The organism is Actinomyces sp. 565 (assembly GCF_010365615.1).
In the GTDB taxonomy this organism is placed as follows: Bacteria; Actinomycetota; Actinomycetes; order Actinomycetales; family Actinomycetaceae; genus Actinomyces.
This window is the reverse complement of record NZ_PIZD01000060.1, coordinates 24,267-35,512: the sequence shown is the minus strand read 5'-3', so window position 1 is coordinate 35,512 and position 11,246 is coordinate 24,267. Positions and strand designations below refer to the sequence as shown.

The following is an 11,246-nucleotide window of genomic DNA, read 5'->3' as shown; positions in this document are numbered from 1 at the left end:
GATGCGGGCGCTGGACGGCGACCGGCTCGCGGCGTGGGCGCGCGAACAGGCACCGCCGGGTGCCGGCACCGAGTCCGACGGCTCGCTGCGGCTGCGGGTGCCCGACGACGTCGCGGCCGCGCGGCTCCTGCGCGACGCCGTCGCGGCCGGCGTGGAGGTCGTGTCCTTCGCACCGGCGGCGGGCGAGCTGGAACAGGCATATCTCGCACTGGAGGAGGAGCGCGCATGAGTCGGCGGGGAGTACACACCGTGGCGGTGCTGGAGCTGAAGCAACGGGTGCGGGCCACGCGCTGGTCGATGATGCTGCTGGTGTGGGCGGTGGTGCTGACGGTGCTGTTCGTAGGCATGCTGTGGCTGGCCGCCTCCGTGGGTGCCGATTACGAGGAGTTCGCACCGCTGCTGTATGACGTGGTGCTGTGCTTCGTGCTCGGGATCGGGCTGATCGTGGCGCCGACGCTGTCGGCCACCTCCGTCAACGGGGACCGCACCGATGCGACCCTGGCGCTGTTGCAGGCGACGGCGCTGCGTTCCTGGGAGATCGCCGTCGGCAAGCTCCTGGCGGCGTGGTTGGCGGCCATGGCCTTCCTGGCGGTAGCACTGCCCTTCCTACTGGTGCTGACGCTGATGGGTGGGGCGACCTGGATGGCGCTGCTGGGGCACCTGTTGCTACTGGTGGTGACGCTGGGCTCGGTGTGCGGGATCGGCCTGGGGTTCTCCGCGGCCACGGCCCGCCCCTCCGCCTCCGCGGTGCTGACCTACCTGGTGGTGGCGGCCCTGGTGATCGGGACGCCGCTGACCATGGTCATCGGGCTTTCCGGCGCGCGGCAGCAGCAGGAGATGATCGAGTACTCCATCGACTACGACGCCTCCACCGACGACCAGCTCGTGTGTGAGGCAGAGCCCCACACCTACCACAACACGGTCACCCACACCGAGTGGGTCTGGTGGCTGCTCGTGCCCAACCCGTTCGTGGCCCTGGGGGATGTTTCCGCGCGCGCCCCGCTGGAGCAGCCCTCACGTGAGTACAGCTCCGAGAACATACTGGAGGGACTCGGCCAGGAGGTGGACTGGATGCGAGACCCGCAGCCCTCACGAGTCATCGACAATCCCTGCGCCGAGCCGGCCGACGACACCGACTCCACCGCCGGGGCCTCGAACTACGACTATTTCCGCGACCACTACTCGGTGGGCCACGTGCCGTTCTGGCCGGCCAGCGCCCTACTGCTGTTGGCACTGGGCGCCATTGGTGTCGCGGCCGCAGCCAAGCGGCTGCGCACCCCGGCGGGGCCGCTCCCCCGCGGCATCCGCCTGGCGTGACCCGTCAGGCGGAGCGATCTGCTCCACCGCTTACGGCACCTGCATGCTCCTGGTGGCACGGGCACGGGCGGCCGCTCGCGTCGACCCCGCCCGCAAAACACGACCTTGGGGTACGTTCCACGACCCCGGGGTGGTCGTGATTTATACCCCAAGGTCGTGCAGTGTCACCAAGGTCGTGTTTTGCGCGGCGATGGCGCAAGCCGTATACACGGTCATTCCGCGCTGCCGTCGGAGGAAGCGGCAGCTCACTCCGAGAAGTCGTCCTGGCGGACCTCTCGCTCACCGAGGTCCTCAGACAGAGTGACCCGCACCGCCGACTGCACCGCAATCGCCGGGCAATCGCCGTCGGCCATCTCCGGCAGAACCCCGTGGCTGAGATTGATGGTGACGTCCTGCGGGGTCTCCAGCAACTCCACCGACACGCCCTCACATGTGGGCGAGCCGCCGGTAAAGCTGACCTCGACAGTAGTTGAGTCGATCAACTTCCACGATTCCCACCGGAGCCGGGACGGTGATACCAGATCATCGCGGGGCGTCAACAGCGTCGGCTCGGCGCCCTCAGCAATGGAAGGCGCAGGCGCCGCCGTCGAGTCCATGGGCCCGGCTGACAGCTTCACTCCGCCTGAGGACTGGGCTCCCGTAGGCGCCGTCCCCATGGTGGAGGATGACGGAGCTGAACGTGAGCACGCCGTCAGAACCGGCACCGAAATGGCGGCGGCGCTCGCGACAATGGCCATTCTGATACCGTTACGTCGTCCAATGGCAGGCATGGTGCTCCTCCCGCGGGCTCAACTTCCTCGACCTTGAGCCGTTGATAGTGACCCCAGCGTACCCTGCGATTCACGATCACGGGCGCCTTGGCCCAGCGCGCCCGGACTGCGCCGCCAGGTCCGCATTGCCTCAATCCGTTAGAAAGGACCCCCGGTACCCGCACCAAGCTGGAAAACGCGGGAATCATACGGCGCCGCGAACGAATAACGCGGCGGCACCCTTCGCTGGCTACCGCGCAGAAGATTCAATCCTGCACCCCGCGCCCCGCAACTCACCCACGCCCCCCGCAACTCACCCATCCGCGTCAACACGCCGCCGCCCCTCGAAGGCGCGCCCGAGGGTGACCTCATCGGCGTACTCCAGGTCGCTGCCCACCGGCAGGCCGGAGGCGAGCCGCGATACGGGCACGGCCATGGTGCGCAGCATGCGCGTCAGGTAGGCGGCGGTCGCCTCACCGACCACGTCAGGGTCGGTGGCGATGATGACCTCCTCCACGGCTCCGTCCCCCACCCGGGTGAACAGCTCACGAATACGCAGGTCGTCCGGGCCAACCCCGTTGATCGGGTCGATGGCGCCGCCGAGCACGTGGTACAGGCCCCGGTACTCGCGAGTCCGCTCAATGGCGACGACGTCCTTGGGCTCCTCCACCACGCAGATGACGCTGCGATCACGGCGCGGATCGCGGCATACGGTGCACTGCTCGGACTCGGCAACGTTTCCGCAGGTGACGCAGAACCGCACCCGGGACTTCACAGCGCGCAGCGCCTCCACCAGGCGCTCAACGGTGTCAGTGTCCGCCGACAGGATGTGGAAGGCGAGCCGCTGGGCGGACTTGGGGCCGATACCGGGCAGCTCGCCGAACTGGTCAACAAGGTCCTGAAGCGCACCCTCATACGCAGCGGGCAAAGTCAGTGTCCTTCCTGGGTAACCGTGATCTCCTCCAGGACGGTTGCGCCCAGGAGACGTTTGACGACTTCCAGCCCGACGACGCCGGCCTCCTCGGCGTCCTCATCATCCTCACTGGGAAGGTCGTCTTCAAGAACAGGACGCGCAGGCGCTTGCGGAGCGCTGTCATTGCGGTGCTCCCGGGCACCGCCCCGGGCTGCGGCCCGAGCGGCCGCCTGCGCCGCAGCCAGCCGCGCAGATCCGACGCGCGGGCCGCCGTCCGCAGGTCCCTCAGGATCGCCGGGCTCCTCCGGCACCGGTACGCCGTCGGAGAAGGTCTGCTCCGGCCCGTCCCAGGCAACCGGTGCCAGCCGGTGCGGCCGGGAGTCCGCCGGGATCGCCGACGGCGGCTGGTCACCGAAACCCGAATCGTCCTGATGCGCCGGCGCCGAGTCCAGAGGCCGCTCGGCGGCGCCGGGCGATTCCGTCTTCGGAGGTGAATCCGGTGACGGCTCGGGAATCTCCGGCAGGGGGCGCAAGCGGTGGACGGTGGCTAGTGGGGCCGCATCGGGATCGTCATCCCGGCCTGCCGTCGGCGCGGGGCCGGACGCCGCGTTAGCCGCCTCAGGGCTGGTCTCCGCTTCTGCCGCGATACCGGACGCATCGGGTTCAGGCGCCCACTCCTGTGCCCGGGCGGAGGGGCCTGTTGGGACGCTGATCGGTGCGGGCGCCACCACTGCCCGGGCATCCAGCGCGGCGTCCGCGGGGGATGCGTCACTGGGAGGGGTGGCGCCGCCATTCGCAGGTCCCGCCGACGGCGCATGCGGTTCCAGAGGTCCTGCAGTGGGTACCAAAGGCTCGTCCGATAAAGGCGCGGCCTGCGGCGCGGAAGCCAGCGAGTCTGGCTCGCCGGCCAGCTCACTGCCAGGCCCGCCGGCCGGCTCGCCGGCAAAGTCACTGCCTGGCCCGCCCGCCAACTCACTGCCTGGCTCGTCGGCCGGAATCTGGCCCGAACCGGTCGGTTCCGGGCTCGGGGCGCTCTCGGCGGCGGTGATCGCCTGACCGCGCGCACCGCCCCTACTACCGGGAACAGCGACCTCTCCCCAACCGTCGTCGCCGACGGGTGCAGCCGGGCCTGCTGCCGCCGCGGGCCCGCCCGCAGCGCCCACACCACGCGGGGAGCCATCCGCGGAATGTCTATCGCCGTCAGTGGCGGCCCGTGCCGGGTTGGCGCCGGACCCACCGGCAGGGGCATGGGCGGACGCCCCCGAGCCACCGGCGTTCCCGCCCTGCCCCGGTCGACCGCCGTACCCGCGGCGGAGCCCAGCCGGGCCACCACCTCCCCGGGGGCCGTCCGCACCACCGGGACCGCCCTGGGGACCGGCCAGCACGGCGTGTACCTCCAGCTCCAGGCCCAGTGCCTGGCGGATCGCCTGTGCGAGCACCGGTCCGTGGCCTCCGTTCTCGAAGGCGTTGACCAGGCCCTGCCCCGTGAAGATGACCTGGAAGACGCCGCCGCTAATACCACCGGGCTGAGAGTTGGGCCCCACCAGTGCCCAAGTGGCCCGGCGCGAGCGCTTGGCGGCGTCGAGCACCTCCTCCCAGCGGGAGCGGATCATCTCGGCGTCGGCGGCGCCCCCTGCGGGGGCTGATCCCCCCTGTTCCGGGGCGCTAGGCGGGGAATCCTGAGCAGGGGGTCGCGTCGCCATGCTCCCCGGGGCGGCGTCGTGTCCGGGGCGGGCGGGGCGGTCCGGCTCAGGCGCGCCCGTCGGTGCGCCGCCGACCGCCTGGGGCGCAGCGGCTCCGCCTGCCACGCCGGCACCCGCCCGTAACTGGTCAGAGGCCGCAGCGTCATGGTCGCGCGCTGGTGCGGGGGCTGCCGGGGCCGCGGACTGCGGGGCTGGCGCCGCAGACTCCGCGGGCAGCAGCAGGCGGGCCATGAGCAGTTCCAGCTGCAGCCGGGGGGAGGTGGCACCCACCATCTGGTCCAGGGCCTTGGCGGTGGCGTCCGCAGCCCGGGACAGGCCGGCCGCGCCAATGGTGCGGGCCTGGCCCTCCATGCGGGAAAGCTCGTCGGCGGGCAGAGATCCGAGGGCGGGCCCGGCCTCACTGCCCGCCAGGGCGATCACCAGCAGGTCCCGCAGTCGCTGCAGCAGATCCTCGACGAAGCGCCGCGGATCGTGCCCGGAGGTGACCACCCGATCCACCACCCGGAACACGCCCGCGCCGTCGGCCGCTGCTACCGCGTCCACGCAGGAGTCCAGCAGGGTGGTGTCCGTGTAGCCGAGCAGCGCGACGGCGCGCTGGTAGTCGACCTCGCCGTCGACGGCGCCGCCGATCAGCTGGTCCATGACCGACAGGGTGTCGCGCACGCTGCCGCCGCCGGCGCGCACCACCAGCGGGAACACGCCCGGCCCGACACCGATCCCCTCCGCCTGGCACAGGCGCCCCAGGTAGTCCTCCAGGATGTCCGGCGGCACGAGCCGGAAGGGGTAGTGGTGGGTGCGGGAGCGGATTGTGCCGATCACCTTGTCCGGCTCGGTGGTGGCGAAGATGAACTTCACGTGCTCGGGCGGCTCCTCGACCAGCTTGAGCAGGGCGTTGAAGCCCTGCGGGGTGACCATGTGGGCCTCGTCGAGGATGAAGATCTTGTAGCGGTCCCGCGCCGGGGCGAAGGAGGCGCGCTCACGCAGGTCGCGCGCGTCGTCGACGCCGTTGTGGCTGGCGGCGTCGATCTCGACGACGTCGAGCGACCCCGGCCCGCCGGTGGCCAGGTCCCGGCAGGAGGGACACTGCCCGCAGGGGGTGTCCGTGGGGAACTGCTCGCAGTTCAGGCAGCGCGCCAGGATGCGGGCGGAGGTGGTTTTGCCGCAGCCGCGCGGGCCAGAGAAGAGGTAGGCGTGGGTGACGCGGTCGGCGCCCAGGGCCGCCATGAGCGGAGCAGTCACGTGCTCCTGCCCGATGACGTCCTGGAAGGTGTCGGGCCGGTAGCGGCGGTAGAGGGCGGTGGTCACGGTCCGACTCTAAACGGGTGCACCGACACGATGCGACGCCTGGCGCATTGCCAATCGCTTAACCACTGGGGAAGGCATCTCGCTCCCGCCCGGCGGTGAAGCCCCTGGGGGCGTTACTCGGTGCCGAGCTGCGCGGTGAGCTCGTTGCAGAAGGCGGCGGCCTCGTCGACGGTGATGAAGGTGGAGTATGCCGTGACAACTAACGCGCCGTCGGCGGTCTGCAGGTAGCAGAGGGGATGGTCGCTCCCACTGGAGGTGCCGCACAGGCCGGTGCCGCCGGGCACCGTGTCGTTCAGGTTCTCGATCGCGCCCGCATAATCCATGCCCACTATGAACTCGACGCCGATGGCGTTGAAGGCGCCGGCATCTTCATCGAGCTTGTACTCCTCCGCGTCTCCGAGGCTCCCGGTGTGGGTGAAGTCGCCCACCTCCTCGGGCAAGTCCCGGTTGTACATGGCGGAGATCATCGCGCCCTCGGGCGCCGGGGTCGCCGCGCCCGCGGAGTCGGCATCGGCGCCGGCATCGGCCTGCGCAGAATCCGGGGCGTCAGTATCCGCCTCCTCGCCGACGTCCTCGGTTTCAGCGGCCAGCGGCTCCGTCTCCTCGGCGGCTTCGACCGTCTCGGTGACCACCGCATCGGCCGCTGCGTCCGATGACCGGGCGGAGGAGTCGGAGGATCCGCAGGCGGCCAAGGTCACCGCAAGGCTCCCGGCCAAGAGCAGGGAGGCCATACGTCCAATATTGCGTTTCGAGTTCTGTTTAATAGCCATGCCGTAACTGTAGGCCATCCCACAGCGGACTTCCATGGGCAGTACGACCCGCGCGTCACCCGGCGGGGCACACGCCAACGCGTCGGCACAGGCGGATGACGGCGAGGGACCGCGCGCACTGAGGCACAAGAGCAGGCGCACAGGAGAGACGCACATGAGCGGACGTAAAGGACCCCTCGTGCACCCGCCAGAGCCCGCTTACCCTTGCTACCTTCCGGTCCTGGGGGATTCACTGGATGACGCCGCACGAGGGGCCGGGCCTGAGACTACCTGATGATGCCCGGAGGCGGTCAAGTCACCGCCCGGGCCGGTACCACCCACTCCGCAGGTACCACTCGTGACCGATGCCACCACTCCGGGTTGGCGCTAAGGGCACTCGGTCCGATATATTCGCTTCTCGCTACGCGCGGTGAGCAGCCGCGTGCGGCACCTGGAGGATTCGCCTAGTGGCCTATGGCGCACGCTTGGAAAGCGTGTTGGGTGCAAGCCCTCGGGGGTTCGAATCCCCCATCCTCCGCCACCACTTTTCCCCGGAATCACAACGATTCCGGGGATTCTCTTTTCCTCCTGTCAACATCTGCCCACCACCGACGTGACGAGAACCACCACACAGGCGCATGAAAAAGGGCCGCCCCACACCCAACCGTGTGTGGGGCGGCCATCTGCATGTGGCGGCACGCCGCCCGCGGGGACGACGACCACCAGACCCGCTCCGTGGAGGCCCGCATAGACCGGCAAGTAGCGTGCAGGCTCATCACCCCAGGCGCCTACCGGGCAGCCGAGGCCCTGGTGGAGCCACACCTGGGGGCACTCGCCGTCGAACTCGACGTCCCAAGCTGGATCAACCTTGCCTATAGGGAGACGCTGCGTCGTCACAAGATCGTTGCCTGAGGCTGCCTCAAAACCGCGCAGACGAGCTAAACGCAGCGCAAGATAAGAGACGCCATCACTACCTAACCCTCAAGGAAGAGGCAAACATGAAGCCCTCCGGCTGAGGGATCGCACTGCGCGTCCTCGGCGTCCTGTCCGCGCTCCTCGCAGGCCTCTGGGTCATCGGGATCATCGGCGCCATGGCCACCGCCGACTATAGCGCCGGAGACGCCGTAATCGGCTCCCTGATCCTCGTGATCCCACCAATCGTGGTCGCGGTGCTCCTGTTCCTCGGAGCCCGACGAGCGGACAGAAGGGCCGCCGAGCGCGCAGTCCGACAAGCCACTCAACTCGCCGCAGCCCGGCCGACGCCACCGCAACCGGCCCTGCTTCAGCCCCAGCCCCTGTTGCCACAGCCTCTCCCACAACAGCCCCAACCCCCACCGCCGCAACCGACACCACCGCGACCGATTCTGCTGCAGCCACACCCCCACGACGAATCTCAGAAGGCCAAGGCAGCCGAGGATAAAGCCGCGAAGCGATGTCGGATGGAAGCCGAGCGGCAGGCAGCCGAGGAAGAGCAGGAGGCAAAGCGCGCTGAGCGGAAAGCTGCCAGGGCTGCGCGCAGAAAAGAACGCGAAGAGAAACGAGCTGCTGCCGCGGCAGCCGCCCGCGAGCGCGAGCGGGCCGAGCAGGAGCGCAAGGACCGGGAGGGCTACAGCACTGCAAGAGGCGATTGGGTGCCGCCGAAGCCGCTGGGGACGCTCGTGGACCCATGGGCTCCAGGCCAATCGTTGGAGGTTGTGGGGGAGCAGTACCGACAGCGGGCATTCGTGCGCCTACTGGGTCGCAAGCCGGGGTTCGACCAGTACGGCGGCGCCGAAGTCTACGGGGAGGGGATTCTCGTCCCAGATCCGAATAATCCCTACGGTGGGGATGGCGCGGTGGCCGTGTACTTCGGTGGGGAGCACGTCGGATACCTCGCCCAAGAGGACGCCGACAGATACTTTCCGACGTTGGAGAGCATGCATGACAACGGGGTACTCGTGCGGGTTCGGGCGAGGATCTGGGCGAGCCGCCCCTCCGCCGGCGGCGACGTCAACGCCCGCGTGACGCTCGTAGTGCCCGAGCCATCAGGCATGTATCCCTCCAATGACTTCCCCAACGTGCCGTATGCCGTAATCCCGACGGGCAGACGCATCCAAGTGACCAAGGAGGATGAGCACATGGACGTCCTGGCCGGGTATGTGCTCCGCGGCGTCAACGTAGACAACCATGTTGCGGCGTCCCTGCGGTCCATTAACGAGATCCGGCCTCGGTCGTCATACGAATGCGTGCAGGTCGAGATCGACGGGCAGCGCGTCGGAGTACTGACCAAGGGACAATCGGACAAGCTCCTGCCCCTGGTAAGGCACATTGAGCAGCGCGGCTACGTGCCGATCGTAAGGGCCGTGGTCAAGGGCACCAAGCTCAAGGCTGACGTCGTGCTCAACACCGCCGATGCGGAAACCATCGACGAGGACTGGCTCGACGACCTGGGCGAAGCGGTCACCGACGCGAACATTGACAAGATGCCCGCCACCACGCCCCGCCCGGACTTCGACTGGGACGACTAACCCGGCAGCCGCGAAACACGGCTGAGGGGCCACGCCAGATCTGACGTGGCCCCCTCAGTGTTCGTTGGGTCTGGTGGACTCATTACTGCGAACGTCGAACACTCAGACGGGCCGCGATCCACGACGACACAAAGTCAAGCTCCACATCGCCCTTGACCACAGCTAGAACCAGAGCCTCCGCTTCGGCGTCGTCGGCGCGGATGCTGTACCCGGAGCGTGCCAGGAAGTACACCAGGCACATCCAGGCCGTGCGCTTATTACCGTCGGTGAAGGCATGGGCCTGATTGATCGCGTCCAGAAGCGCGGCGGCGCGCCCGGCTAGCGTTGGGAACAGTACCTCCCCGCCGAACGTATGGAACGGGCGCCCGCAAGCGCTGCGGAGCTTGTCATCACCGATGATCGCGTATCTCGAACCGAATTCGCGCTCGTGGTAACAGAGAGCGAACCGATAGATAGCGTCCGCGGGATCTTCACTCTCGATGTCCTCGCTCACGAGGCCAGACGTTCAAGTAGTCCGGCCCAGCGTTTCTCCTCTGCTTCCATGAAGCCAGCTGGGAGATCGTCCCACCGCGCCTCGTCAGTGACCGTAGCGGTGGTAGTTGCGTTCCCGGGCTTGGAGAAGAACCGCAGCATGGACTCATGCGTGATCTCCGTCCGGCTGGACTCCTCTGGTGCGAGGTCACCACGTGCCTCAACCCAAGGATCGGACTCGTGAGTTAGCTTCATGAGGTCTACGGGGCGATTCTCGTGGTTGTTGGTGACGATGGCTCCGATCAGATGCTTCTGAGCCTCGGTCAAGACGCTCGTGTCAGCGCAGTCAATATCGCTGGTCTCGTACCTGTCGACAAAGTACACAGCCGGGTAGACGGGGCCGTACTGCCAGGCCTGGGGAGTCTCGGGGAAGAGGGGGTTCCCCGTCTGGGCCAGGTAGGAGCCCTGGATGAGGTACAGCAGCTTCTGGAGCTTCATCCGATCAGCACCGGAGTCCTGCGAGCGAATGTACTTGCATACGGCGAGGAGTACAGGAGACGCGGGGGGGTAGGACCTGGTAGGACGAACGATCGACTTTGTCATGGTGCTTCACCTCATCTCTCAACGCGATGCTGAGCGCCGAGACATTCAACGTCATCGTATGGAGGACCAGCAAGACCTGGCGAGTTTTGTGGCGTACTCCTCGCAAACTCAAGCTTACCAGCTCACATCGGAGCCAGAACAGAAGTTCAGCGCCGACGTAGGCAGGATGACCTACTGGGCGAGGGCGAGCATGGTTGGCATAGCGTCGGCGACGGCGCGGCGGCGATCATCCACGAGGCGGCTGTGTGGCGTAGGTCGTGGATGCGTGGGCGCACGTCGAGGGCCTGCCCCTTGGGCAGTGGCTTGACGCCGTCGAGGAGGCTGGTGGGCCGGCGGCGGCTGACGGGGTCCTGGGCGGGGCGGCCGGAGGCGAGGCGGGTCACGGGCGCCCAGACGTGCTGGAAGAACACGTTGTGGCGTACCGGGGTGCCGGACGGGGTGGTGAACAGCAGGTCGGTACGCGAGCGGCCCCGGGCCGTGGCGGTCAGGCGGTAAGGCAGCCTTCACCGGCGGAGCCTGCGCCCGGCCCTGCGGGCCTCACCACCGAGCACGCCCAGCTCCCAAATCGGCCTGCGAGCAACACACCGTGCCCTGTCACAGATTGCACCACTTTCACCGCCGAAGCCCCATACCCCAAGGCCATAGCCCGCATGAGCGCTTGCATCGACGAGCCCGCGCCAACTCACCATGGCTGAAAGTGGTGCAATCCGTGACACCTGCGCGCCCGCATCGCGCAGTCAGCACAGGTTCCTAGCCATTTCACAGCGCTGCGGCGGGCCTCCTCCCAGGTGCGGCGGGTTACATGGTTACTGCCGCCGGACGGAACGGGTCACGAGGGAATGGGGAGCCCGGTGACTGGCCCGAGTCCGAGACGGGGCGGGTATATGGGAGCCCGCACCGCGTCGCTCCGGCGAAGGAGGACCGCCCCT

Annotated in this window: 9 protein-coding genes, 1 tRNA gene, 1 other RNA gene and 1 pseudogene; 5 read left to right on the top strand and 7 right to left on the bottom strand. The window is 68.3% G+C overall.

Features of this window, described 5'->3' with window-relative positions:
• Together GZ997_RS09790 and GZ997_RS09785 are read left to right on the top strand one after the other, a co-directional pair.
• Positions 1-229, top strand: a pseudogene (locus GZ997_RS09790) (DUF4162 domain-containing protein); the annotation flags it as partial.
• Entirely contained in the window at positions 226-1,317 is a 1,092-nt protein-coding gene (locus GZ997_RS09785) for an ABC transporter permease subunit (protein WP_162679751.1), read from the top strand. The pseudogene GZ997_RS09790 and the gene GZ997_RS09785, both read left to right, overlap by 4 nt.
• 245 nt (positions 1,318-1,562) lie before the next feature.
• Here the strand turns inward: GZ997_RS09785 and GZ997_RS09780 are convergent, their stop codons facing one another.
• The 5 genes from GZ997_RS09780 to ffs all read right to left on the bottom strand — a co-directional run bounded on the left by GZ997_RS09780 (position 1,563) and on the right by ffs (position 7,016).
• Positions 1,563-2,054: a hypothetical protein gene (locus GZ997_RS09780; RefSeq protein WP_162679750.1), complete on the bottom strand. Its 492-nt coding sequence runs from the start codon at positions 2,052-2,054 to the stop codon at positions 1,563-1,565.
• Positions 2,055-2,379: 325 nt separating this feature from the next.
• Positions 2,380-2,994, bottom strand: coding sequence for a recombination mediator RecR (recR, locus tag GZ997_RS09775; RefSeq protein WP_161925141.1), 615 nt, complete (start codon positions 2,992-2,994; stop codon positions 2,380-2,382).
• Between the two features lie 2 nt (positions 2,995-2,996).
• Positions 2,997-5,987, bottom strand: coding sequence for a DNA polymerase III subunit gamma and tau (locus tag GZ997_RS12815; RefSeq protein ID WP_162679749.1), 2,991 nt, complete (start codon positions 5,985-5,987; stop codon positions 2,997-2,999).
• Positions 5,988-6,100: 113 nt separating this feature from the next.
• The gene (locus GZ997_RS09765) at positions 6,101-6,757 is read right to left on the bottom strand and encodes a hypothetical protein (RefSeq protein WP_162679748.1); all 657 of its coding nucleotides are present in this window, start codon (positions 6,755-6,757) and stop codon (positions 6,101-6,103) included.
• Positions 6,758-6,921: 164 nt separating this feature from the next.
• An RNA gene (gene ffs / locus GZ997_RS09760) (signal recognition particle sRNA small type) lies at positions 6,922-7,016 on the bottom strand.
• 173 nt (positions 7,017-7,189) lie between these two features.
• On the opposite strand from ffs, the gene GZ997_RS09755 reads away from it, so the two are divergent.
• The 3 genes from GZ997_RS09755 (at position 7,190) to GZ997_RS09745 (ending at position 9,243) form a co-directional block, all read left to right on the top strand.
• Positions 7,190-7,277 (top strand) — tRNA-Ser (locus GZ997_RS09755).
• A 146-nt stretch (positions 7,278-7,423) separates the two neighbouring features.
• Positions 7,424-7,648, top strand: a complete 225-nt coding sequence (locus tag GZ997_RS09750; RefSeq protein WP_161925145.1) for a hypothetical protein — start codon at positions 7,424-7,426, stop codon at positions 7,646-7,648.
• A gap of 527 nt (positions 7,649-8,175) precedes the next feature.
• Positions 8,176-9,243, top strand: a complete 1,068-nt coding sequence (locus GZ997_RS09745; protein WP_161925146.1) for a hypothetical protein — start codon at positions 8,176-8,178, stop codon at positions 9,241-9,243.
• Between the two features lie 82 nt (positions 9,244-9,325).
• On the opposite strand, the gene GZ997_RS12810 is transcribed toward GZ997_RS09745, so the two are convergent.
• Both GZ997_RS12810 and GZ997_RS09735 read right to left on the bottom strand, forming a co-directional pair.
• Positions 9,326-9,736, bottom strand: a complete 411-nt coding sequence (locus GZ997_RS12810; RefSeq protein ID WP_161925147.1) for a type II toxin-antitoxin system death-on-curing family toxin — start codon at positions 9,734-9,736, stop codon at positions 9,326-9,328.
• Positions 9,733-10,317, bottom strand: a complete 585-nt coding sequence (locus tag GZ997_RS09735) for a Panacea domain-containing protein (protein WP_162679747.1) — start codon at positions 10,315-10,317, stop codon at positions 9,733-9,735. The genes GZ997_RS12810 and GZ997_RS09735 overlap by 4 nt, the downstream gene beginning before the upstream one ends.
• Between the last annotated feature and the right edge of the window lie 929 nt (positions 10,318-11,246).

What these genes read in the sequence shown, in the direction of transcription:
- GZ997_RS09785 (WP_162679751.1), top strand. Translation starts at nt 226, where the DNA reads ATGAGTCGGCGGGGAGTACACACCGTGGCGGTGCTGGAGCTGAAGCAA.
- GZ997_RS09780 (WP_162679750.1), bottom strand. Translation starts at nt 2,054, where the DNA reads ATGGCCATTGTCGCGAGCGCCGCCGCCATTTCGGTGCCGGTTCTGACG.
- GZ997_RS09765 (WP_162679748.1), bottom strand. Translation starts at nt 6,757, where the DNA reads ATGGCTATTAAACAGAACTCGAAACGCAATATTGGACGTATGGCCTCC.
- GZ997_RS09750 (WP_161925145.1), top strand. Translation starts at nt 7,424, where the DNA reads ATGTGGCGGCACGCCGCCCGCGGGGACGACGACCACCAGACCCGCTCC.
- GZ997_RS09745 (WP_161925146.1), top strand. Translation starts at nt 8,176, where the DNA reads ATGGAAGCCGAGCGGCAGGCAGCCGAGGAAGAGCAGGAGGCAAAGCGC.
- GZ997_RS09735 (WP_162679747.1), bottom strand. Translation starts at nt 10,317, where the DNA reads ATGACAAAGTCGATCGTTCGTCCTACCAGGTCCTACCCCCCCGCGTCT.